We start from the raw sequence: 23,155 nt of genomic DNA, 5'->3' as shown, positions 1-23,155 counted from the left end.
ACCGAACGGAGCGGCATGAGCCCGGCAGCGTGGTGGTCGAGCGCGGTGTTTTATCAGGTGTATCCGAGGTCGTTCGCCGACAGCGACGGCGACGGCGTCGGCGACCTGGACGGGCTGACGGCCCGCCTGGATCACCTCGAGCGACTCGGCGTGGACGCGATCTGGCTCAACCCGGTCACGGTCTCCCCGATGGCCGACCACGGTTACGACGTCGCCGATCCGCGCGACATCGACCCGTTGTTCGGCGGGATGGCCGCCATCGAACGGCTGATCGCCGCGGCGCACCGGCGGGGCATGAAGATCACCATGGACGTGGTGCCCAACCACACCAGTTCGGCCCATCCGTGGTTTGCCGCGGCGCTGGCGGCCGGCCCGGGCGCCGACGCGCGGGAACGGTACTTCTTCCGCGACGGCCGCGGCGCCGACGGGGAGCTGCCGCCCAACAACTGGACCTCGGTCTTCGGCGGACCGGCGTGGACCCGAGTGGTCGAACCCGACGGCCATCCCGGCCAGTGGTATCTGCACCTGTTCGACACCGAGCAGCCGGACCTCAACTGGGAGCACCCGGACGTCTTCGACGATTTCGAGAAGACGCTGCGCTTCTGGCTGGAACGCGGCGTGGACGGATTTCGCATCGACGTCGCGCACGGCATGGCCAAGCCGGCCGGCCTGCCGGATTCGCCCGACCTCGAGTCCAAGGTGTTGCACCACACCGACGACGACCCGCGCTTCAACAACCCGAGCGTGCACGACATCCACCGCGACATCCGCAGGGTGATCAACGACTATCCCGGGGCGGTGACCGTCGGCGAGGTCTGGGTCACCGACAACGCCCGCTGGGCGGAGTACCTGCGGCCCGACGAACTGCACCTCGGGTTCAATTTCCGGCTGACGCGGATCGACTTCGACGGCGCCGCGATCCGTGACGCGATCCAGAACTCGCTGGCCGCCACCGCCCTGCAAGACGCCGTACCGACCTGGACGCTGTCCAACCACGACGTCGGCCGCGAGGTCACCCGCTACGGCGGCGGCGACCTGGGGCTGCGCCGGGCCCGCGCGATGGCGATGGTGATGCTCGCCCTGCCGGGCGCGGTGTTCATCTACAACGGCGAGGAACTGGGGCTGCCCGACGTCGAGCTGCCCGACGAGGTGCTGCAGGACCCGACGTGGGAGCGCTCGGGACACACCGAGCGCGGACGCGACAAATGCCGGGTGCCGATCCCGTGGTCGGGCGACGACCCCCCGTTCGCGTTCTCGTCGTGTGCCGACACCTGGTTGCCGATGCCGAGGCAATGGGCGGCGCTGACCGTCGAAAAGCAGAGCGCCGATCCCGACTCGACGCTGTCGTTCTTCCGGCGCGCGCTCGGATTGCGCAAGCGGCGAGTCGAATTCGACGGCGACGGTGTCGAGTGGCTCGACGCGTCCGGCGATGCGGTGACCTTCCGACGTCCCGGCGGCCTGGTGTGCGCGCTCAACAGCAGCGCACAACCCGTGCCCCTGCCGCCGGGGGAACTCATCCTGGCGAGCGCGCCGCTGCTCGACGGGAAACTCCCCCCGGACTCCGCGGCCTGGCTGGCGTAGCCGGCTCGGGGCTTACCGGCCCGGGACCCGGTGGGCGTTTCGCCGCGCACTGCTCTATATGTGGTGCATGACTTCCTACGCGTGGGCAGTGATCGGTGCCGGGCCGGCGGGCGTCGCCGCGGTGGGGCGGCTGCTCGATCACGGGATCGCGGCCGAAAGGATCGCCTGGGTCGATCCCGCCTTCGCCGGCGGCGACATCGGCCAAAAGTGGCGGTCGGTGTCGAGCAATACCCACGTGGGCCTCTTCCTCGAATACTTCAACGGCTCCAAGTCATTTCGATTCGAAGAGGCACCACCCATGCCGCTGCGGGAAATCGACCCCCGGGAAACCTGCGCCCTGGGGCTGGTGGCCGAACCGCTGGTGTGGATCACCGGGCATCTGCGTGAGCAGGTCGCCACGTTCACGACGTCCGCGACGGCGCTGTACCTGGAAAACCGGCGGTGGCGGATCGAGACCGAACACGACGACATCGTCTCCACAAACGTGATCCTGGCCGTCGGGGCGACCGCCAAGAAGCTTTACCACCCCGAGCTCGACGAAATTTTGGTGGAGGTCGCCCTCGATCCCGAGAAGCTCGCGCGGGAGCCGCTGCAGGGCGCGACGGTCGGCGTGTTCGGCTCATCGCACTCGTCCATGATCGTGCTGCCGAATTTGCTGCGCCATCCCGTCAAGCGGGTGATCAACTTCTACCGAAGCCCGCTGAAATACGCTGTGTACTTTGATGATTGGATCCTGTTCGACGACACCGGGCTGAAGGGCCAGGCGGCGGTGTGGGCGCGGGAAAACATCGACGGGGTGCTTCCGGAACGACTGGAGCGGTGCTGGGTGTCGAGCCCGGAGTTCTCCGGGCAGCTGGCCCGGTGCGACCGGGTGGTTTATACCGTGGGCTTCGAACGCCGACGATTGCCCGAGACACCGCAGTGGGGCCCGCTGGACTACAACCGCACCAACGGAATCCTCGCTCCCGGCCTGTTCGGGGTGGGCATCGCGTTTCCTCAGTACGCGCAAGACCCCTACGGGTACGGGCAATTCCGGGTGGGGCTGAAGAAATTCATGGACTATCTGGACGCCGTTCTGCCGCTGTGGCTGCGCTACGGGCCCTGATCTTCGGCGACCGCCGGAGCGCCGGCGGCCGCTTTAAACTCTGGCTGATTTCGTTCGTCTCCCCGGCGGGCCTTGAACTCAGCCCAGTAGCAGCGCGGGATCGCCGCGGCGGCGATACACCGAACCGAACCTCGCGTCCACACGCAGCCACGTCGGCGTGATGCGGACCCGGATCAGCTCTTCGGCGTCGACCGCATCGGGTGACTGCGGCAGGAAGCCCATCGCGGTCAGTGCGAACACGCAGCGCATCGGCAACCCCACGTGGACGTCGGCGGCGCTCACCTGAATGACCTCCTGGTCGAGCAGGGAAACCGGCGGGCCGTGAGAGCTGCTGTGCTCCTTGGCAAGTCGCGCGCCGCTTTGCGCCAGGCCGAGCACCACCCTGGCCGGGATGTCCTCGATGTGAGTGAATCCGGATTCCGGCGGCAACGCGCCCCGCCACGCCGAGTCCATCGCGAAGCCGGGATCGACGTAGCCGGAGTCGTCCATAGCGGACAGGCCGCGCGCCAGCGCGTCCGCGCCCACGGACAGATCCCCGGGCCGGACCTCGCCTGCCACCACCCTGCTGGCCAGCACGTCGAAACCCGTTGCGACCCAGGCGGTCAGAAGCCCCTCGGATCGGGTCCGCAAGCGGATGATCGCCGCCTCATCGAGTCGCAGCGCGCGGTCGAGGAACGCGGCCAGGTCCCTGCGGTGCTCGGCCCTGGATTGCGCGCCCAGCCACAGGCCGCGGTCGGCTACCTGATCCACCGCTGCAGGTACTCCCGATGCTGTGGCGAAAGCCGCACCAGCCGCTCCTCCTCGATGTGGACGGCGGCCAGTTGCGACTCGGCGATGACGGCGGGCTTCGAGTCCGGATCCGCGCTGACCGAACGGACTTCGTAGCCCAGCGTGAAGTCGACCGCCCGCAACCGCTTGGTCCACATCGTCACCTGCAGCGGCGAATCGACCAGCCGAAGCTGACCCTTGTAGATCACCTTGACCTCGGCGATGAGCAACCCGATCGTCAAGATGTCCACCTCGAATGCCTCGCGCAGGAACTGGACCCGCGCCTCTTCGAGGATCGTGACCATGGTGGCGTGGTTGATGTGCTGGTACATGTCGATGTCCGACCAGCGCACCAGCACGGGCGCGACGAAGCCGATGCTCAACTCGATGAACCTCTTCCGCTCGTGCGGGTCATGCGACGGATTTGTCGCGCGGCGACGGACAGCGTCGCGAGATCCTTGTCCCCGCTTTCCTGGATCTCGATCAGTGTCCGGCGGGCCCGCTCGACCCTGGAGGCGGACAGGTGTTCCCACTCGGCGATCTTCTCTTCACCGCTTTCGTCGGGCTCCCCCACGGCGAGCACATCGAAGCACAGCGAGCGCAGCGAGGCGTAGATGTCGTCACGGATTGCCAAGCGCGCCAACGAATGCCAGCGGTCCCTTCGTGGCAGCTCGGACACCGCGGTCAGCAGGCCGTCGGTGCCGAGCCGGTCCATCAGGGCGAAATAGGTGTCCGCGACCTCGGCGGCGTCGATGTCGTTGATGTCGCCGATATCGATGATGTCGAGCAGGCTGAAGTGGTAGAGGCCGGCGGCGACCGTGTAGGCCAGGTCTTCGGGTGCGCCCTGGGAGGCGAATTCCGCGGCTTCCTTCTCCACGATGGCCTTGTCGTCACCGCGCAGCCATTCCGACATGCGCGGCGTCAGCGCCTTCACCTTGGCGGCGAACCGGTTGATCTCGGCGCCGACCGCCAAGGGCTGCGGACGGTAGTTGAGCAGCCAGCGTCCGGCGCGGTCGATCAGCCGCCGGGTGTCCAGTGTGAGCCGATCCGACAGGACGACCGGCAGATTCGCCGCGCGGATGCGCCGCCAGATCTCCCCCACGCCGAAGATGGCGTCGGTGGCGACGTAGGTGCGCACCGCGTCGACCGATCCGACGCCGACGTCCTCGACGATCCGGAAGGCGTAGCTGATGCCGGCGGCGTCCACCAGGTCGTTGATCAGCATGGTGGTGACGATCTCGCGGCGCAGCTGGTGCGTGCGGATCTCCGGAGTGAACCGTTCCCGCAACGGTTTCGGAAAGTACAGGGGTAACCGGGAGGCGAACACGTCCTGTTCGGTCAGTTCGGTTTCGAGCATCTCCTCTTTGAGCCCCAGCTTCACGTGCGCCATCAGGGTGCACATCTCCGGTGAGGTGAGCCCGATGCCGGCGTCGGACCGGCGCTGGATCTCCTTTTCCGAGGGCAGCGCTTCCAGCTCCCGGTTGATGCCGCGCTCGTCCACCAGGTACTGGATCAGCCTGGCGTGCACCGGAAGCAGGCTGGCCGCGTTCGCGCGGCTGGTGCCGATCAGGTCGTTCTGGTCCTCGTTGTCGGTGAGCACCAGTTGGGCGACCTCATCGGTCATCGACTCCAGCAGCGGTTTGCGTTCCTCCGGCTTGACCTTGCCGGCGGTGATCAGGGAGTCGATCAAGATCTTGATGTTGACCTCGTGGTCGGAGCAGTCCACGCCGGCCGAGTTGTCCATCGCGTCGGTGTTGATCCGGCCGCCGGCAAGATCGAATTCGACGCGGCCCAACGCCGTCACCCCGAGGTTGCCGCCCTCGCCGATCACCTTGGCGCGCACCGCAGAACCGTTGACGCGCACCGGATCGTTGGCGCGGTCACCGACGTCGGAATCCGATTCGGACTCGGCCTTGATGTAGGTGCCGATCCCGCCGTTGAACAGCAGATCCACCGGCGCCTGCAGGATCGCCTTAATCAGGTTGGGCGGGGTCATTTCGGTGACCTCACCGCCGATGCCCAACGCGTCGCGGACCTGGGGGCTGACCGGAATGGACTTGTGCTCCCGGCTGTACACCCCGCCGCCCTCGCTGATCAGCGCCTTGTCGTAGTCGTCCCAGCTGGACCGCGGCAGGTCGAACATCCGTTGGCGTTCGTCCCACGAGGCCGCGGTGTCGGGGTCCGGGTCGAGGAAGATGTGCCGGTGGTCGAAGGCGGCGAGCAGCCGGATGTGCTTGCTCAGCAGCATGCCGTTGCCGAAGACGTCGCCGCTCATGTCGCCGATGCCGACCACGGTGAAGTCCTCGGTCTGGGTGTCGACGTCCATCTCCCGGAAGTGCCGTTTGACCGCCTCCCACGCACCCTTGGCGGTGATGCCCATGGCCTTGTGGTCGTAGCCGACCGACCCGCCGGACGCGAACGCGTCGCCCAGCCAGAAGCCGTAGGACTTGGCGACGTCGTTGGCGATGTCGGAGAACGTGGCGGTGCCCTTGTCCGCGGCCACCACCAGGTAGGCGTCGTCGCCGTCGCGGCGGATGACGTCCGTTGGCGGGTTGACCTTTCCGGTCGCGTGGTCGACGTTGTCGGTGACGTCGAGCAGGCCGGAGATGAACAGCTGATAGCAGGCGACGCCCTCGGCGCGGGTGGCGTCCCGGTCGGCGGCGGCGTCCCCGGTGGGCAGGGGCGGCCGCTTGAGGACGAACCCGCCCTTGGCCCCGACCGGCACGATGACGGCGTTCTTGACCGCTTGCGCCTTGACCAGACCCAGGATTTCGGTGCGGAAGTCGTCTCGACGGTCCGACCAGCGCAGGCCGCCGCGGGCCACCGGGCCGAACCTCAGGTGCACGCCTTCGACCCGCGGTGAATAGACGAAGATCTCGTACCTGGGCCGCGGCAGCGGCAGCTCGTCGACCAGTTGGGCGTCCAGCTTGATGGCCAGCACGTCGCGGACCCGGGCCGAACCCTCGCGTGTCACAAAGTAATTGGTCCGCAGCGTGGCCTGCACCAGCGACGCGAAGGCGCGCAGAATGCGGTCGGTGTCCAGACCCACCAGCGCGTCGATGTCGGCCGCGACCGCGGCGGCGGCCGCCTGCGCGTCACGACCCGTAGCGGCACTCGACGGGTCGGGGTCGAACAACGCCTCGAAGAGCGCGACCAGCGACCGCGCGGTCGAGGGGTGTTCGTTGAGCACCGATTCGATGTAGGACTGGCTGTAGGGGAAGTTGGCCTGCCGCAAGTACTTTGCGTAGGCGCGCAAGAGCACGACCTGTTGCCATCGCAGCCCCGCGCGCATCACCAGTTCGTTGAAGCGGTCGATCTCGAGGCGTCCCTGCCAGATCGCGGTGACGGCGTCGGCGAATCGCTCGGCCATCGCGTCGCGCTCGGCTTGCGTCGACGCCAACCTGATGGTCGGGTGCGGGGAGATCTTGAACTGATAGATCCACACCGGCAGCCCGTCCGACCGGGTGACGGTGAACGGCCGCTCCTCGAGCACCACCACGCCCATGCTCTGCAGCATCGGCAGCAGCTGGCTCAGCGAGGCGGTGCGCCCGCCCAGGAACCAGGTCAGCTGGGCGGATCCGTCCTCGCCTTCCAGGAACACCAGCTTGACCGAATCGTCGTGCAGCTCTTTGATGATCCCGATCTGTTCGATGGCATCGGCCGGCGTGACGGCCTGCTTGTAGACCTCGGGAAACGCGTCGGCGTAGTACTCCGCGTCGGCGTGCCCGACGGAGCCTTCGGCGGCGGCGGCGATCATCCGGTCGGTCCAGGTGCGCGCCGCCTCGCTCAGCAACCCCTGGATGCGGATCCGGTTGTCCTCGGAGACGTCGACGTGGATGGCGCCGGGGTCATCGGAGGGCAGGCGGACCATGAAATGCATGAGCGCCCACGGTGATTCGCTGACCCTCGCGGTGAATTCCAGTCGCGTGCCGCCGAATTCGTGGACCAGGATGTCTTCGATCTGCAGCCGCACCGCCGTGGTGTAGCGGTCGCGGGGCAGATACACCAGGCAGGAAACGAAGTACTGCAGGCTGTCGGCGCGCAGGAACAACAACGCGTTGCGCTGCGGGCCGAGATCCACCACCGCTTTGGCCATCGCCAACAACCGTTCGGCGCTCAGCGTGAACAGTTCCGAGCGGGGAACGGTTTGGATCACGTCGAGCAGCAGCTGGCCGGGGTGGATCGGGTCGCTGTCGGCCATCGCCAGCGCGTCGCGGACCCGCCGCGAGATCGTGGGGATCTCCAGGACGTCGGCGTTCATGGCGGCGACCGTGAACAGCCCGACGAAGCGGTGCTCGAGCACGCCGCCGTCGGCGTATTCGCGGACCGCGATGGCGTACGGGTAGGCGCCGTACCGCAGGTAGCTGCCCACCACGGATTGCGCCAGGACCAGCAGCCGGTCGTCGTCGGTCAGCCGGGGGCGTGAGCCGGTGCGGGTGCGCAGCACGCCGAGGCCGGGGGTCCCGTCGCCGGAGACCCGCCCGTCGTGGACGTGGCAGCGTTGGTAGCCCAGCAGCAGGAAATTGCCGTTGCCCAGCCAGCGCAGCAGCGCCGCGACGTCGTCGCGGTCCGGCGCCGAGAAGCGATCGTCGGGGTTGGCTTCGACCTGTGCGGCCAGATCGGTCAGGGCGGCGATCAACGCCGACGCGTCGCTGGCGACCTGTTGCACATCGGCCAGAACGCGGGGCAGCAGCCGTTCGACCTCGGTGAGTCCCTTGCTGTCGACGGACGGCAGGAGCTGCACGTGTATCCACGCCTCGCCGGCGCATTGCGAGGCGCCCTCGGGCTTCGCTTCGACGCTGAGCAGGTCGCCGGCGGGGTTGCGGCGCACGTCGAACACCGGCGTCATGATCGCCGTGTACGGAACGCCGAGCCGGTGCAGCAGCACGGTGACCGAATCCATCAGCATGCCGCCGTGGTCGGTGACGACCTGCAGCGCCGGCCCGAACCCGGCGGGGTCCTCCGCGGGGTAGACGGCGACGCGGCTCTCGCCGTCGGGACGGTGCTGGCCGAGCCGGTAGTGCGCGCTCAGCATGGCCGGGGTGACGATCGCCGCCGGGACGGTCAGGTCGATGGGCCTGGTCTCGGCGCCCCCCGACTGGTCGTTATGCGGACCGCGATAGCTCTCCACATAGGCTTTCGAGATCCACTTGGGAATGTCCTGCTGCTGGGTGAAGGTCGTCCATGGCTCGAGATCCTGTTTGGCTCCGGGATCGATCGTCATGCCGACTGCTCCCAACTGGCGACGGTTGTCAATGCGCTCAAACGCCCCGGTCCCGCGCGGCGGGGGGCAGAGCCGACACTAGTCGCGCGTCAGCTTGCGGTGGGTCACTCTGTGCGGCCGGGCGGCCTCGGCGCCGAGCCGTTCGACCTTGTTTTCCTCGTATGCACCGAAGTTGCCCTCGAACCAAAACCACTTGGCCTCGTTGTCGTCGTCACCCTCCCACGCCAGGATGTGCGTGCAGGTGCGGTCCAGGAACCAACGGTCGTGCGAAATCACCACCGCGCAGCCGGGAAATTGCTCGAGGGCGTTCTCCAGGGAGCTCAGGGTTTCGACGTCGAGGTCGTTGGTGGGCTCGTCGAGCAGGATGAGGTTGCCGCCCTGCTTGAGCGTCAGCGCGAGGTTGAGCCTGTTGCGCTCGCCGCCCGAGAGCACACCGGCCGGCTTCTGCTGGTCTGGCCCCTTGAACCCGAACGCCGAGACGTAGGCGCGCGACGGCACCTCGGTCTGGCCGACGACGATGTGGTCCAGGCCGTCGGAGACGACTTCCCAGACGTTCTTTTTGGGATCGATGCCGGCGCGGGTCTGGTCGACGTAGCTCAGCTTGACCGTCTCGCCGACCTTGACCGTGCCGCTGTCCGGCTGCTCGAGTCCGACGATGGTCTTGAACAGCGTCGTCTTACCGACACCGTTGGGGCCGATGACCCCGACGATGCCGTTGCGCGGCAGGGTGAACGACAGGTCCTTGATGAGGGTGCGACCGCCGTAGCCCTTGTCGAGATGGTCGACCTCGACCACCACGTTGCCCAGCCGCGGACCGACCGGGATCTGGATCTCCTCGAAGTCGAGCTTGCGCGTCTTCTCGGCCTCGGCGGCCATCTCCTCGTAGCGCTGCAGCCGCGCCTTGCTCTTGGCCTGGCGCGCCTTGGCCCCGGAGCGCACCCAGGCCAACTCCTCGGTCAACCGCTTCTGCAGCTTGGCGTCCTTGCGCCCCTGCACCGCCAGCCGTTCGGCCTTCTTCTCCAGGTACGTGGAGTAGTTGCCCTCGTAGGGGTAGGCGCGGCCGCGGTCCAGTTCCAGGATCCATTCGGCGACGTTGTCCAGGAAGTACCGGTCGTGCGTGACCGCCAGGATCGCGCCCGCATACGAGGCGAGGTGCTGCTCGAGCCACTGCACGCTCTCGGCGTCCAGGTGGTTGGTGGGCTCGTCGAGGAGCAGCAGGTCGGGCTTGGACAGGAGCAGCTTGCACAGCGCGACCCGGCGGCGCTCACCACCGGACAGCTTGGTCACCGGCTCGTCGGGCGGCGGGCAGCGCAGCGCGTCCATGGCCTGCTCCAGCTGCGAATCGAGGTCCCACGCGTCGGCGTGGTCGAGCTCCTCCTGCAGCCGGCCCATCTCCTCCATCAACTCATCGGAGTAGTCGGTGGCCATCAATTCGGCGACCTCGTTGAAGCGGTCGAGCTTGACCTTGATCTCGCCCAGGCCCTCTTCGACGTTGCCGCGAACGGTCTTCTCCTCGTTCAGCGGCGGCTCCTGCAGCAGGATGCCGACGGTCGCGTCGTTGGCCAAGAAGGCGTCACCGTTGTTCGGCTTGTCCAGGCCCGCCATGATCCGCAAGACGCTCGACTTGCCGGCGCCGTTGGGCCCAACGACACCGATCTTGGCGCCTGGATAGAAGCTCAACGTGACGTCGTCCAGGATCACCTTGTCGCCGTGCGCCTTGCGGACCTTTTTCATCGTGTAGATGAACTCAGCCATGCCGCGGTTGTGCCTTTCTGGTTGCGAGTGATCTCGCGGACCATCCTAGGCATCGCCCGGCGGGCCCGGGCCCGCAGCTAAGCCGACAGCGACAGCGGTGCTGCGTCGTCGGACTCGTCGCCACCGTCGGCACCGGCGCCCTCACCCGCGGTGTCGGCCGCATCCGCCGGCGTTGCGTTGGCGTCGGCGGGAGTCGGACCGGTGTAGCCCGGCCGCTCGATGCGCACGATCGCGCGGGACACGTCCGGCCCGACGGAGGTCGCCCGCATCTCCAGTGACGAGCGGCGGTTGCCGTCGCGGTCCTCGTACTCGCTGGTGTAGACGTGGCCCACCACGATCACCGGTGCGCCCTTGCCCAACGCGGCCCCCACGCCGGTGACCAACTTGCCCCAGCAATTGACGTTGATGAACAGCGAGTTGCCGGCCTCCCAGCCGCCGTCAGCCGTGCGCCGGCGCGAATTGCTGGCGACGCGGAACTTGATGACCTCCTGGGTGCCGACCTGCCGACGCTCCGGGTTGTTGACGATATGGCCCACGACGGTAAGCGGTGTTTCGAACATTGGCTGATCCCTTCTCGATTGCTTGCTATGACTCGATGGCCACCAGTAAGCGCGGCGGTACCGACGGGTCGGCGGCGCGACGGGCGCCGGCCCACCGGCCCTGTGGAAGGAACCGGGACTGTGGATCGATCCGCCCGCATGATGCGAAAGCGGGCATGCGGACCAGGCTGAGCGGTACCACACCTAGTCGGTTGCGGACTCCTCGCGCGGCTTGTCACGCGCCGGTCCCGACCGCTCGCGCTGCGCCAGCCGGCTCAGCATCGCGTTGTAGGCCGCCAGCTCGGCGTCATCGTCGCGGTCGGCGGCGCGGTCCAATCGTTTGGCGGTGCGACGGTCGCTGCGTGCCCACTGCACCAGCAGCGCCAGCATCACGATCACCAGCGGGAATTCGCCCGCCGACCAGGCGATACCGCCGCCCAGCCGCTGGTCACCCAGCAGATCGGTGTGCCAGCTCAGACCCAGTGAGCGGTAGTAGTCGGCGCCGAGCACCTTCTTGGTGCCCATCAGCACCACCCCGAAGAACGCGTGCAGCGGCAACGAGGCGAACACCACAGCCACCTTGGCCAGCGGCGGGATCGGTCGCGGCGTCGGGTCCACGCCGATCACCACCCAATAGAACAGGTAGCCGCTCAACAGGAAGTGCAGGTTCATCGCCAAGTGCCCGGCGTGACTGCTCGCGGTGATGTCGAAAAGGTCGGACAGATACAGCCCGTAGAACCCGGCGACGAACAGCACGGTGGCCACCACCGGGTGGGTGAGGAACCGCGAGAAGCGGCTGTGCAGCGCGGCCAACAGCCACTCCCGCATGCCCGGCGGATCGTCCCGCCCGGCCGCGGGCAGCGCCCGCAACGCCAGGGTGACCGGAGCCCCCAGCGCCAACAGGATCGGCACCAGCATCGACAGGCACATGTGGACCACCATGTGCATGCTGAACATCGCCGGCATGTAGCGGCCGACACCCGACGACGTCACGAACAGCAACGCCAGGCAGCCGAGCAGCCAGGAAGAGCTCCGGCCCGGCGGCCACTTGTCGCCGCGCCGGCGCAGCCGCACCAGCCCCGCCACATACAGCGCCGCCAAGACGATGGCCGTGGTGCCGAAGATCAGGTCGAAGCGCCAATGGAAAAGAATGCGCGCCACGGTCGGGGGCCCGTCGAAGTCGTAGCCGATCTCGGCTTCGGCAACCGAGGGCAGCCGGGCCGGCGGGGGCGGCGGCGCGGTGCGGCTCAGCCCGACGGCAATACCGAACGTGAGGCCGAACAGCGCCGCCTCGATCAGCGCCAGCCTCGCCAGCGCGGCGCGTGCCCGCGGCGGGCCCGGATCTGCCTGCAGCCCAGCCACACTCACGCGCCGCTGGCGCCAGCCGACGCCGCCCAACAGGCACAGCGCGACGAACTTGGCGACCACCAGGCGCCCATAATCGGTGGTGAGCAGGTCGCCCGGCTGGACGCGCACCAGGGCGTTGACCAGTCCGCTCAAGGCCATCGCCACCCAACACCACAGCGCGATCGACGAGAAGCGCCGCGCCGCCAGGCCCGTGTGAGCGCCGCCGCGCAGGGCGTGGGCGAGCAGGGCGAGCAGGCCGCCGGCCCACAGGCTGGCGGCGACCAGGTGGATCAGCAGGCCGTTGGTGGCCAGGTCGTGCGAACCGCCGGCCGACGAATGCCCGGTCAGGCCGAGCGGGATCAGCGTCAGCACCGACGCGGCGAGCAACACCGGGGTCCAGGACCAGCGCAGCACCGGCAGGCTCGCCACCGTGATCGCGGCGGCCAGGATTGCGGTCCAGCGCCAGGCCGAGGCGGTGGCGATCAGACCCGCCAACGACCAGATCCGCGCCGGGCTGATGTCGACGACCGCGTGACCGGACACGTCGGAGATGGTCAGCGGGACCAGCAGCGCGGCACACACCGCCCACACACCCGACGCCACCGTCCCCAGTCGAAGCGCTCGGTAGCCGTCGGCGTCGAGGACGCCGCTGCGTTGCGGCGGCACCAGGAAGGCGGCGAACAGAAACGACCCGACCGCGAGCACCGCGCCGATCTCCCCTGCCGCCCGAACGAACGGCAACCCCAAGGTGGTCACCGGACCCGGGTCGGGCAGACCCGTCGCGGTCAACACGCTTGCCAGCGAGAGCGTCCCGATGCCGGCGGCCGTGCAGCCCGCCAGCACAGCCACGCCGCCCAGCACCGGCCACACCAACGCGCGGCGCTGGGATGAGGCCGCGGTCGGGGCGTTGCCGGCCGGCGGGGCGACGGTCATGCACCCAGGGTATGGGCGGGCGGGCCGGCTACAGAGTTTGGCTGTCCAGCCGGTCCTGACGCGCCTTGAACTCGCGGGCCACGAACTGATCCCGCGCGATCCGTCCGACGTAGTTGGAGTCCCGCAGGATGTCGCGCAGTTCGTGCAGGAAGGCCACTCGTCTTTCGGCCAGGTCCGGGGCGGCGGCGATCAGGTCCTGATCGTCGACGACCTGGCGCGCGGTGGCGAACAGCAGCGTCGACACCGATTCGCTGCTGCGGATCCGGGTCTGCGCCACGTATTGCCGCCCGACGCCCAGCGCCAAGTCGGTCAGTTCCCGGTGCCCGATGTCCGCCGGGGCGTCGCGCAGCACGTCGGCGACGATCTCGTAGGCCTCGAAGAACACCCGCAACATCGCGTCGGCCATCAGCGGACGCTTGGCGAACAGCAGCCCTTCGATCTCCTCGCCGCCGGCGGCGACGTGGTCTTCCCAATTGTCGTGCCACGCCATCTCTTCGGCGATGTGGTCCCGGAAGGTCGCCGAGTCCGCGAAATAGAAGTCGAACTTCAGCAGATCGCGCAACCGCATCGCCTGCGCCCAGAACGCCGCCATGCGGTCGCCCTCGGCGTGCCTGGCGTGTGCGAGCGCGAGCTCGACGATCGAGGTCTCCAGGAAGGCGTGGATCACGGAGTTGCGGTAGAACGCCGCGGCGTGCTGCTCTTCGGACGCGATGTGCCACACCGGCTCCCGGCCGCCGTCGACCCGGGTGATGGGGTGCCCGTTGGAGAGCGCGTCGACGGCCGCACGGACGCCGTCGTGCGAGCGCAGCCGCAATGCGCTGGTCGACATCGGATTCTGTTTGCGTTCCAGATAGTCCAGCGAGTCCTGCAGCGTGTGGTGCAGCTGGTCCAACGTCAACGCCGCGCCGCGCGTGGTCAGCAGCAGGGCGCACACCAGACCCGTCGCCGTCACCGGTGTGGCCTGCAGTATCCGCCACGCGACTTCGAACGACATCTTCTGCAGCGCAAGCCGTTTGGCATCCGGGTCCTGCGACAGCGGGCCGTGCGGGGCGCCGAGGTACTGGCGCATCGACACGGCTTCGGGGAACCGGACGTAGATCTTGCCGTAGTTGCGTTCGCCCTGCGCCCTGATGAAGTTGTACAACCAGCCGACACCCTCGGGTGTCTTCTCCCCGCCGCGGGCGTAGGCGGCGTACTCGGCGGTCTCGTGCAGCTGATCGAAGCTGATCGAAACCGGTTGCAGCAGAATGTCTTCGCTGCGACCGTCCAGGTAAGCGTCGGCGACGTAGGCCAGCAGACCGAGCTTGGGCGGCAGCATCTTTCCGGTGCGCGAACGGGTGCCCTCGATGGACCAGCTCAGGTTGAACCGCTTTTCGACGATGTAGCCGACGTATTCGCGCAGCACGTACTTGTAGAGCTGGTTGTTGCCGATGTTGCGGCGGATGAAGATGACACCGGAACGCCGCAGCAGCGGGCCCATCGCGCCGAACGACAGGTTGATGCCGGCGAACACGTGCACCGGCGGTAACCGGTTCTCCTGCATGGCCACCGGCACCACGGCGCCGTCGATGTAGGAACGGTGGGAAAACAACAGCACCGCCGGGTGGGCGTCCAGACCGGTGCGCATCGCGGCAACCTGGTACGCGTCATAGTCGATCTCGGGATCGAACCCGCGGCTGATCATCCTGCCGAGCACCGAGACCAGGTCGACCGACGCCCTGCTCCACCCGGTGGCGAGTTCGTCGAGCATCTTTCCGGCCTCGTCGACGGTTGCGCCCGGGATCTTGGCCAGGCCGGCGCGAAACCGGCTGGACGCCAAGATCTCCGGCTTCACCAGCCGCGGCGATTTGTACTGCGGCCCGAGGATTCGGTACTCGACGCGCTCCATCGCCAAGATGGCGCGGCGGATCACGAATTGGGCGAAGTCGCTCTTGTCGTCGCCGACGGTGGTGTCACGCCACTGCCGGCGGAGTTCGGAGACGGTGGCCGATTCGCCGGCCACCACCCGCGCCCGCTGGGGAGCGCTGCGCAGGATCTGTGTTTGCAGGCGCTGGTTGGGGTGGTAGGGATCCCGGCCGGGCAGCAGCCCGGCCAGCCTCGCGAGCCGCCCGCGATCCGGCGGGGGCAGCCAGAACACCCGCACCGGCACGATCGAACGGCCTTCTCCGGACTCGAGCTGCTCGGCCAGGGATGTCATCGCTTCCGGCGGCGCGTCGAGCGCGGGAAGTGGGACCAGGTCGAATTTCGCGCCCGGGTGGCCGGCACGTTGTTGGTCCAGCCACGTCGTGACCAGTTCCATCTCGAGCGGAGAGGCCATCGACGCCAAGACCAGCGAGTCGGTTCCGGCAAGGATGGCGCTGGTATCTGCCGCCGGTTCGGTCACGGATGCCCTCGGGGCGGCGATTCCGGTGATTCGGCGCCGACGGTTCCGCCCGCGGCGGGCTGTTGTACCTCACCGTCCTTGAGCGCAACCTCGGATGCGTTCGGATTCGCCTTGGGCGCAGCCTTTTTCGCGCGGGGCTTGCTCGCCGACTTCGCTGGGGCCTTTTTCGCCGCGGCCTTCTTGGCGGTGGTTTTGGTGGCCCGGCTGCGGGCTTTGGTGGCCGCCTTCTTCTCGGCGTACAGGTCGACCTCGGGCAGTTCGCCGACGGGCCAGTGGGCGAGCGTGTCCAAATACAGCTGGCGGACCTCGGCGATGCGCTCGGTAAGCGTGTCAACTGTCCAGTCCTGCACCGAGATCGGAGGAAAGACCGCGACGTCGACGGTGCCCGGATTGATGATGGCCGAGTTCCTGGCGGCAACGAGCTCGGCGTTGCGGATCACGATCGGGACGATCGGGATGCCCGCGGCCATCGCGAGTCGGAACGGCCCCTTCTTGAACGGGCCGACCTCGGTGGTGTCGAGCCGGGTGCCCTCCGGAGCCATCAGAATGGAAAGGCCGTTCTTGGCTCGCTCTTCGACCGTGCGCATCGTCTCGAGCGCCGAGGCCGAATCGTCGCGGTCGATGAACACTCCGTCCAACGCCTTACCGAGCAGGGCCATGATCGGGTTCTTCTGCAGTTCCTTCTTGGCTACGGCCACCCAGTTGTCGTTCACCAGCGCGCCGGCGATGACCGGGTCAACCTGGTTGCGGTGGTTGTAGATAAAGACGGCCGGACGTTGCGCGGTCAGATTCTCTTTGCCGACGACATTGAGATGCACTCCGGTGGTCGCGAGCACCGTTTGGGAGAACACGGAGGTGAAGAAGTTGGCGCCGCGGCGCCGGCTCCCGGTCAGCACACCCATTGCCACCGCGCCGGCCCCGACTGGGACGATCGAGCCGAGGCCGGCAAGCGTGCGCACCTGCCGCCGCAAACCCACCGGACCGCGGCTGCTGAACCGCAGGATCGGCCAGCCGCGGCGCTTGGCCACCGCGGCCATCTTGCCTTCGGGATTCGTCGGCCGCGGATTGCCGACCAGATACATCAGCGCGACGTCCTCGTCACCGTCGGCGTAGAAGTAGCTGTCCTTGAGATCGATGTCGTGCTCGGCGGCAAAGCGTTGCACCGCAGCGGCTTTGCCCGGGCCCCACAGGATCGGCTTCTCAACGCCACCGGTGAGTATGCCGTCTTCGGTGGTCTCGAATTTGTTGGTCAGCGTGTTGGGGATGCCGAGGAACCGCGCGACCGGATTGACCTGAATGGTCAGCGCCGACGAGCTGAGCACCACGGTGTGGCCGCGGGCCATGTGGGCGCGCACCAGCTCGCGCATCTCCGGGTAGATCCGCGACTCGATGCGCTGGACGAACAACCGCTCGCCGATCTCGTCCAGGTCGTCGAGCAGCCGACCCGCCAGCGCCGCGGCGGCCTTGCCGATGAGGTCCTCGAACTCGATGCGCCCCAGCGTGTGGCTCAGCCCGGCCTGCACCATGCCGAGCAACTCCCCCACACCCATGTCACGGCGCAGCAGCCGCTCCTGGGTCAGGATGACCGCGGTGAACCCGGCGACCAGGGTGCCGTCCAGGTCGAAGAACGCACCGATTTTCGCGCCGGCCGGGCTGGCCATGATCTCGGCCACCGAGCCGGGCAGCCGCATGTCCGCCCCGCTTTCTGGGGTGTCGTCGGCCCGTTCTTTGGACGCGCTCATGAGCCCGACGCCGATCGAGACGACACGGCGGACTCGGTGAACGAGGCGGGTACCGCGCGCGTCGGAGGATCACCGGCCAGCGCCAGGATTTCGTCGAAGCCGTCGAGCAGGCACTGGGCGAACAGCGCGTCGTTGCGCACCGAGGCCCTGTCGTAGCGCACGGTGATGGTGCACCACCCGCCACGCGAGATCAGCACCACCATCATCGCCACGCCCGGCAGCGGTCCGATACCGTACTGCCGCAAGACTTTTGCGCCAGCGAGGTAGGTGTCTCCCGGAAAGACCGGGAGATTGCTGGCCTGCACGTCCGAGCCGATCACCGAGCCGGTGAGTCCTTCCAGCACGGCTGTGGGCAAGACGCTGAGCACCGGGGCAAAAGAACCGATGATGTTCATCGCGGGCTCGTCGCGACGCTGGGTCATCTGCGCGCGGATCTTCTTCATCCGGGAGACCGGGTCGACGGTGCCGATCGGCGCGGCCAGGTTGACACCGGTGAACCGGTTGCCGCCGGCGTTGTCCGCTTCGGCCCGAAGGTTGACCGGCACCGCCATCGGCAGCGTGCTGATCGGCACGCCGAACGCCTCGTGGTAGCGGCGCAAGGCTCCGCACAACCCGGCGAGATAGGCGTCGTTGATCGATCCGCCGCCGGCTTTGGCGGCCTTGTGCAGGTCGGACAGCGGGATGTCGATCGCTTCGCTGCGGGTGGTCAGGCTGCGGCGGCGCAGCAGCGGCGACGGCTCGGCGGCCCGGTTGAGCACCCGCATGCCCGACATGGCGTACCCGACGATTCCCGAGACGGTGGCCGTCGGTTCCAGCACCACTCGCCCGGCCGCCGACACCGCCCCGGACAGCGCGGCCAGGACGCCGCCGACCACGGCGAGCGGCAGGTGGTTAATGCCTTGGCGCATCAGGTCATTCGACGTCAGGTCCTGCGGGATGGGCAGCGGCAGCGTCGGCTTGGCGGGCGGGTCGCGCTCGAGGTCATAGATTTCGGCGAACATCTGGACCCCGCCGACACCGTCGGTGACGGCGTGGCTGACATGCAGCAGGGTTGCCGCCTTCCCGTCGGCCAAGCCCTCGACCAAGGTGGCCGTCCACAGCGGCCGGGAGATGTCCATCGGTGACTGCAGGGTGACCTCGGCGAGGTCGAACACGTCACGCAGCGTGCCGGGTTCGGACACGCGCACCCGGCGCACATGGAAATCCAGGTTGAAATCGGGATCGACTACCCAGCGCGGCGCCGCCGTCGGCAAGGTCGGCACGACCACCTTTTGCCGGAGGCGCAGCACCCGTCGGGAGGCGTTTTCGAAGCGGGCCCGGAACTGCTGCCAGTCCGGGGTGGTGTCCAACAGCTCCAGCGCCATGATCCCCGACCGGGTGCGAGGATTCGCTTCGCCCCGATGCATGAGGTAGTCGACCGGCCCAAGCTCGTCGGACAATTTGATCGCCTCGACGGACTCAGTCATGGCCATCAACTCGACGAACCAACCTTGTCACCGTCGATCACGCCTCCCGCCTTGCACCCGCGAACCCTGATGGTCACCACAACGCTAGTCGGGTTACCCCGCTGGTGAAAGCAGCGGCGAGGACTTATGACCCCGCGCTCACCTGGCCCTCAACTGGCGGAAGTGGCCGACAGCGGCAGCGAATCCAGGACGGAGCTGACACGCCGCCCGTAGACGACACCCAGGAAATCGGCGACGGCGTCGGCGGCCAGCCGCGACCGAACCGTCGGGGTGATGTCGAAAGCGTGATGCGCGTTGGCCAGTTCGGCGTGGGCCACCGTGGGGGCGCCGGCCGCGCGCAGCGCCGCGCAGAACGCGCGGGCCTGGCCGCTGGGAACCAGTTCGTCTTTCTCGCCGTGCAGCACGAAGAACGGCGGCGCGTCGGGGTGCACATAGGAAATCGGTGAGGCCGCGGTGAACCGTTCCGGCTCGTCGGCGTAACGGGCCTTCACCACGAACTGCTCCAGGAACGGCAGCATCAGTTCGTGCATGTTCTCGAAGTCGGTGAAATCGTAGACACCGTAATAGGGGGCGACGGCCTGGACGGTGGTGTCGGCGCCCTCGAAACCGGGCTGAAAGTCGGGATCGTTCGGGGTGAGCGCTGCCAGGGAGGCCAGGTGCCCGCCCGCCGACCCGCCCGTGATCGCGATGAAGTCCGGGTCCCCGCCGTAGTCGGCGATGTTCTCCCGGACCCACGCGATCGCCCGCTTGACGTCGATGAGATGCGCGGGGAAAGCACTGCGCGGGCTCTTGCTGTAGTCGATCGACACGCAGATCCAGCCGAGTTGGACCATGCGGCTCATCAGCGTGTAGGCCTGCGGGCGCCTGCCGTTCAGCGCCCACGCCCCGCCGGGCACCTGGATCAGGACCGGTGCCCGGCACCCGGGCGCCAGGTCGTCGCGCCGCCAGATGTCGAGCAGGTTGTCGCGGCCGCGGGGGCCGTAGGAGATGTCGGAAGTCTGTGCCGCATACCGGCGGTGCGGGCCGGGCCTGCCCAACAGGCCACCGCGCGGGGCGCACACCGCCCCCACCGCGGTCGGGTGACATACCTGGTCACGGAAGTCGGGCCCGAAGGATTCCTCGAGCGCGGTGGTGAGGGTCTGATCCGCCCGCTGGGCGGCCAGCGTCTTGCCGACGCGGCCGATCGACGGGTGCGCGACCCGCGACAGCGCGTGACCGGTGACGACGTGCGGGGGAAACTCCGTGAAAAGCCAGCCGGCGAAACAGCCCAGCGCGAACGGGCCTCCCCGTAGCAACAGGGCGCCGGTCTGATAGGCGCCCCTGGCCTCGGCCGCCAGGCGTGATGCCTGGGCATTAGCCCAGGAATAGCGCGAAGTCAGGTTACTGGCCACGCTCATGACTACGTCACCCCTCGACGTCAGGCACACGCCTCGTTGCGGTTAACGGCCGATGGCCGGCCGATGTTGTACGTGTGTCGAGGCCCATCACGATAACCGATAAACGCGGCGGGGGAAGGCTTTTCGCGCGCGTGGCGGCGGGGAATCGGGCCGGCGGGGGCGGTTGGATAGACTGACCTGCGCATTGCCTCCGTAGCTCAGGTGGATAGAGCAAGGGCCTTCTAATCCCTAGGTCGCAGGTTCGAATCCTGCCGGGGGCACAGTTGTGAGGCAAGGTGTGCGGGCGCGCAGGAATCCCGCCATGACATCAGCGCCCGACGTCCGGGCCGCTCCCATTCCTGCAGCGCTGGCGATCAGCAGCCGACCGGGCCGCCGCCGGCCGGGCAGGTGGGTATGTCAATAGGTATGCAGCTCACCGACGTCGTTGAGACGGCGAACGCGAGCAGCAGCGAAAGCAAGACCTTCTTCCCCCTGGTCATAACCGGAGAGCGTACGCCCGGCCGGGATCCCCCACGGCGGTGTCCGCAGAAATAGGCACAAAATTTTCCAGGATCCGCGAGGCTGGCGGCGCTCCTTCGTCCTTGCCCAGGCGGACGTCGAGGGAATCGTGAGCGAAATCTGTTACGCCACTTGCCGTTGTGGCGTCAGCGCTCCGCAACATACCGCCAGACCGCTTCTCGATTTCCGTTCAGCGCCGGAGTGCACGACATGGTGCCGCCGGTCGCGTTCGGCACCGAACACGGCCGTCCGACCGCCGGTCGATTGAGGTAAGCAACGCCGATGCCGAGACCGACCAGCCCGGCCGTGGCGGCAGCGACCAGGAACAGGCGCAGGCATCCGAGCCGCCGATCGTTCGTCCTCTTGTCCGCCGCGGTCCGCATGGGTCGCTCCTAGCGTCGATGCCGAATGGGCGCTCTCGCGAGCTGAGATGAGCGTGCGAAGTCGGCCTTGGCGGAATCTCAATGAATCCTTGGCCGCAGTCCCGCTCCTCCCGCTGCGGCCGACGGGACGGCGCGTCCCGGCGGCCCGCCCAGAATGGCGTAGTGATGCAGGTCACGGCGTTATTCGCAGATGAAATCGCGGCTTACCAGGCGCCGGATAGGACCGGCGGTAATGGCTATTCGGGCCGGCCCGCATACGTCGGGTGCCCGGGCTTAGTCAAAGTGACTATCCAAAGTTCGAGGATTCAGTATTCTTGGAACAGCGTGTCACGACGAGCAGTTGACGCCCTCGGGGAGATCATTAGTTAGGGCGTCTTCTCTTCGAGGGGTTGGCGATATATGGCGTCGAATGACTGGCAGCCGGTAGTCCGCGTCGGGGAGCCGAGGTTCATAGCCGGCGTGGGTAGTCGAATCAAAGTCGAAGTGAAGACGAGGGGTTGGCTGAGCCGAGATTGGCGATGTTACTTCGGATCTCAGGTTTCGCAGCAACAACTTGATGCCCGGTACTCGTCCTATCCTTGCTGGGACGAAGTCCAGCGGATCGAGGGGTCCTGCTCGGAGCATGACGCGGAGCGCTATATCGAAATGATCGATGCCGCAATCCATTACGCCAACATCAAGTTGCGTAGCAATGCCTTGCCGAGGCCCGCCCTGCAGGGGGCGGGCCGGGATCGGCGGGCGTGTGCGGTGCGTGAGCGTCAGGCCGAACTCGATGAGCTAGCTAAGAAGTTGGCGAAACCCGAGTCCTAGTTTGTCGCAAGTCTCCGCGGATGCCGGGCGAACCGGTGTCGGCCGCAATCCCCGCCTGCCCCAAAGCTGGCAGGTTATGCGTTTGCGCTGGTCTTTCCGGGGAGCAGACGAAGAGTCCCAAAGTTGCAGATAATGGCTTCATAAACACAGCATTAGTTGTAGATTCCGAATCCCTCGTGCACCCGCAAAGATTGGCGGGTTTGCGCCACTTCGGGCCGCAGATACTGAGGTGAGCCGTGAATGGCGTTCGGCCGGGGAGATGTCCAATAAGAGCGGTGGCCGTTGTTTCCTTGACGACCCATTCCTGCGCACCGTGCTAATCGCGTTCACACCGGCGATCCCACCCAGCCGGGCGCGCAGTACCCTTACCTCGCCCGTCACGCCGCCGCCGGACGAACCGGTGGGTCAGGCCCGGCCGCAACCCAAACCCCAAGCCGGAGGTGCCCGATATGGCCCAGTCCGATCTGGTCTTGCTCGACGTTGACAACCGCGTCGCGCTCATCACCGTCAACGATCCCGACCGCCGCAACGCGGTGACCGCCGAGATGTCGGGGCTGCTGCGCGCGGCCGTCGAACGGGTCGAAGCCGATCCCGACGTGCACGCCGTGGTGGTCACCGGGGCCGGCAAGGCGTTCTGCGCGGGCGCAGACCTCAGTGCCCTGGGGGCCGCGGGCGGCGGAGCGGCCGAGACCGGCCTGCAGCAGCTTTACGACGGCTTTATGGCCATCGGCAGTTGCCGACTCCCCACCATCGCCGCCGTCAACGGCGCGGCCGTCGGGGCAGGCCTGAATCTGGCCCTGGCGGCCGACGTGCGCATCGCCGGACCCGCCGCCCTGTTCGATGCGCGATTCCAGAAGCTGGGGCTTCACCCGGGCGGGGGCGCGACCTGGATGCTGCAGCGCGCGGTGGGCCCACAGGCCGCCCGCGCGGCGTTGCTGTTCGGCATGCGCTTCGACGCCGACGCCGCCGTGCGGCATGGCTTGGCGCTCAGTGTCGCCGACGATCCGGTGGCCGCCGCGCTGGAACTGGCTGCCGGGCCGGCGGCGGCGCCGCGCGAGGTGGTGCTGGCGACCAAGGAGACCATGCGCGCCACCGTCAGTCCGGGGTCGCTGGACCACGAGCAACACCAGCAGGCCATGCGCGCCGAGCTTGGGCCGCAGGTCCACTCGATCCAGTCACCAGAATTCGCGCAGCGGCTCGCCGCGGCGCAACGCAAGTAGGTTG

The 23,155-nt window shown here is 67.8% G+C and carries 16 protein-coding genes and 1 tRNA gene; 5 read left to right on the top strand and 12 right to left on the bottom strand.

All coding sequences use genetic code 11. From position 1 onward, the window contains the following. The first annotated feature begins 15 nt into the window (after window positions 1-15). Both AC0KTM_RS05760 and AC0KTM_RS05755 read left to right on the top strand, forming a co-directional pair. Window positions 16-1,581 carry a glycoside hydrolase family 13 protein gene (locus tag AC0KTM_RS05760; RefSeq protein WP_238957512.1) on the top strand — a complete coding sequence of 522 codons (1,566 nt, stop codon included), beginning with the start codon at window positions 16-18 and terminating at the stop codon, window positions 1,579-1,581. An 88-nt stretch (window positions 1,582-1,669) separates the two neighbouring features. After that, window positions 1,670-2,686 (top strand): FAD/NAD(P)-binding protein, encoded by a 1,017-nt coding sequence (locus tag AC0KTM_RS05755; RefSeq protein ID WP_238958005.1) that lies wholly within the window; start codon window positions 1,670-1,672, stop codon window positions 2,684-2,686. 78 nt (window positions 2,687-2,764) lie between these two features. Here the strand turns inward: AC0KTM_RS05755 and AC0KTM_RS05750 are convergent, their stop codons facing one another. The 10 genes from AC0KTM_RS05750 to lipQ all read right to left on the bottom strand — a co-directional run bounded on the left by AC0KTM_RS05750 (window position 2,765) and on the right by lipQ (window position 20,240). Next, window positions 2,765-3,436 carry a DUF8010 domain-containing protein gene (locus AC0KTM_RS05750; RefSeq protein WP_238957511.1) on the bottom strand — a complete coding sequence of 224 codons (672 nt, stop codon included), beginning with the start codon at window positions 3,434-3,436 and terminating at the stop codon, window positions 2,765-2,767. Continuing rightward, window positions 3,424-3,837, bottom strand: coding sequence for an acyl-CoA thioesterase (locus tag AC0KTM_RS05745; RefSeq protein WP_238957510.1), 414 nt, complete (start codon window positions 3,835-3,837; stop codon window positions 3,424-3,426). Before AC0KTM_RS05745 ends, AC0KTM_RS05750 begins: the two co-directional genes overlap by 13 nt. Then, window positions 3,834-8,678, bottom strand: coding sequence for an NAD-glutamate dehydrogenase (locus AC0KTM_RS05740; protein ID WP_472415152.1), 4,845 nt, complete (start codon window positions 8,676-8,678; stop codon window positions 3,834-3,836). The genes AC0KTM_RS05745 and AC0KTM_RS05740 overlap by 4 nt, the downstream gene beginning before the upstream one ends. Before the next feature lie 78 nt (window positions 8,679-8,756). After that, on the bottom strand, window positions 8,757-10,433 hold the full coding sequence (gene ettA / locus AC0KTM_RS05735) for an energy-dependent translational throttle protein EttA (protein ID WP_225327079.1): 1,677 nt from the start codon (window positions 10,431-10,433) through the stop codon (window positions 8,757-8,759). Between the two features lie 77 nt (window positions 10,434-10,510). Further along, window positions 10,511-10,993, bottom strand: coding sequence for a single-stranded DNA-binding protein (locus AC0KTM_RS05730; protein ID WP_472415150.1), 483 nt, complete (start codon window positions 10,991-10,993; stop codon window positions 10,511-10,513). A gap of 183 nt (window positions 10,994-11,176) precedes the next feature. Then, window positions 11,177-13,252 (bottom strand): bifunctional copper resistance protein CopD/cytochrome c oxidase assembly protein, encoded by a 2,076-nt coding sequence (locus AC0KTM_RS05725; RefSeq protein WP_238957507.1) that lies wholly within the window; start codon window positions 13,250-13,252, stop codon window positions 11,177-11,179. A 28-nt stretch (window positions 13,253-13,280) separates the two neighbouring features. Beyond that, a complete protein-coding gene (locus AC0KTM_RS05720; RefSeq protein ID WP_238957506.1) occupies window positions 13,281-15,635 on the bottom strand; it encodes a glycerol-3-phosphate 1-O-acyltransferase in 2,355 nt (784 codons plus the stop codon). Then, window positions 15,632-17,377, bottom strand: coding sequence for an HAD-IB family hydrolase/lysophospholipid acyltransferase family protein (locus tag AC0KTM_RS05715; protein WP_238957505.1), 1,746 nt, complete (start codon window positions 17,375-17,377; stop codon window positions 15,632-15,634). Before AC0KTM_RS05715 ends, AC0KTM_RS05720 begins: the two co-directional genes overlap by 4 nt. Further along, window positions 17,374-18,843, bottom strand: a complete 1,470-nt coding sequence (locus tag AC0KTM_RS05710; RefSeq protein WP_238957504.1) for a WS/DGAT/MGAT family O-acyltransferase — start codon at window positions 18,841-18,843, stop codon at window positions 17,374-17,376. Before AC0KTM_RS05710 ends, AC0KTM_RS05715 begins: the two co-directional genes overlap by 4 nt. Window positions 18,844-18,992: 149 nt before the next feature. Further along, window positions 18,993-20,240, bottom strand: coding sequence for an esterase LipQ (gene lipQ, locus AC0KTM_RS05705; protein ID WP_238957503.1), 1,248 nt, complete (start codon window positions 20,238-20,240; stop codon window positions 18,993-18,995). A 186-nt stretch (window positions 20,241-20,426) separates the two neighbouring features. Between lipQ and AC0KTM_RS05700 the strand changes: the two genes are divergently transcribed. After that, window positions 20,427-20,500 (top strand) — tRNA-Arg (locus tag AC0KTM_RS05700). Window positions 20,501-20,593: 93 nt separating this feature from the next. Here the strand turns inward: AC0KTM_RS05700 and AC0KTM_RS05695 are convergent. Together AC0KTM_RS05695 and AC0KTM_RS05690 are read right to left on the bottom strand one after the other, a co-directional pair. Further along, entirely contained in the window at window positions 20,594-20,719 is a 126-nt protein-coding gene (locus AC0KTM_RS05695) for a hypothetical protein (RefSeq protein WP_255641443.1), read from the bottom strand. Window positions 20,720-20,884: 165 nt separating this feature from the next. Next, on the bottom strand, window positions 20,885-21,121 hold the full coding sequence (locus AC0KTM_RS05690) for a hypothetical protein (protein ID WP_225327072.1): 237 nt from the start codon (window positions 21,119-21,121) through the stop codon (window positions 20,885-20,887). 399 nt (window positions 21,122-21,520) lie between these two features. On the opposite strand from AC0KTM_RS05690, the gene AC0KTM_RS05685 reads away from it, so the two are divergent. After that, complete coding sequence (locus AC0KTM_RS05685; RefSeq protein WP_225327071.1) at window positions 21,521-21,931, top strand: hypothetical protein; 411 nt, start codon at window positions 21,521-21,523, stop codon at window positions 21,929-21,931. Window positions 21,932-22,380: 449 nt separating this feature from the next. Beyond that, on the top strand, window positions 22,381-23,151 hold the full coding sequence (locus AC0KTM_RS05680; protein ID WP_225327070.1) for an enoyl-CoA hydratase: 771 nt from the start codon (window positions 22,381-22,383) through the stop codon (window positions 23,149-23,151). The last annotated feature ends 4 nt before the right edge of the window (window positions 23,152-23,155 follow it).

Source organism: Mycobacterium sp. NTMscope_Eco_3 (assembly GCF_976985685.1).
The sequence above is the reverse complement of the archived record's forward strand: the minus strand, read 5'-3'. Positions and strand labels throughout refer to the sequence as shown.

Bases quoted from the DNA above. Each gene is read 5' to 3' on its own strand.
- AC0KTM_RS05740 (WP_472415152.1), bottom strand. From the start codon at position 8,678: ATGACGATCGATCCCGGAGCCAAACAGGATCTCGAGCCATGGACGACC.
- lipQ (WP_238957503.1), bottom strand. From the start codon at position 20,240: ATGAGCGTGGCCAGTAACCTGACTTCGCGCTATTCCTGGGCTAATGCC.
- AC0KTM_RS05680 (WP_225327070.1), top strand. From the start codon at position 22,381: ATGGCCCAGTCCGATCTGGTCTTGCTCGACGTTGACAACCGCGTCGCG.
- AC0KTM_RS05760 (WP_238957512.1), top strand. From the start codon at position 16: ATGAGCCCGGCAGCGTGGTGGTCGAGCGCGGTGTTTTATCAGGTGTAT.
- AC0KTM_RS05715 (WP_238957505.1), bottom strand. From the start codon at position 17,377: ATGAGCGCGTCCAAAGAACGGGCCGACGACACCCCAGAAAGCGGGGCG.
- AC0KTM_RS05690 (WP_225327072.1), bottom strand. From the start codon at position 21,121: ATGCGGACCGCGGCGGACAAGAGGACGAACGATCGGCGGCTCGGATGC.
- AC0KTM_RS05710 (WP_238957504.1), bottom strand. From the start codon at position 18,843: ATGACTGAGTCCGTCGAGGCGATCAAATTGTCCGACGAGCTTGGGCCG.
- ettA (WP_225327079.1), bottom strand. From the start codon at position 10,433: ATGGCTGAGTTCATCTACACGATGAAAAAGGTCCGCAAGGCGCACGGC.
- AC0KTM_RS05685 (WP_225327071.1), top strand. From the start codon at position 21,521: ATGGCGTCGAATGACTGGCAGCCGGTAGTCCGCGTCGGGGAGCCGAGG.
- AC0KTM_RS05730 (WP_472415150.1), bottom strand. From the start codon at position 10,993: ATGTTCGAAACACCGCTTACCGTCGTGGGCCATATCGTCAACAACCCG.
- AC0KTM_RS05725 (WP_238957507.1), bottom strand. From the start codon at position 13,252: ATGACCGTCGCCCCGCCGGCCGGCAACGCCCCGACCGCGGCCTCATCC.
- AC0KTM_RS05695 (WP_255641443.1), bottom strand. From the start codon at position 20,719: ATGACCAGGGGGAAGAAGGTCTTGCTTTCGCTGCTGCTCGCGTTCGCC.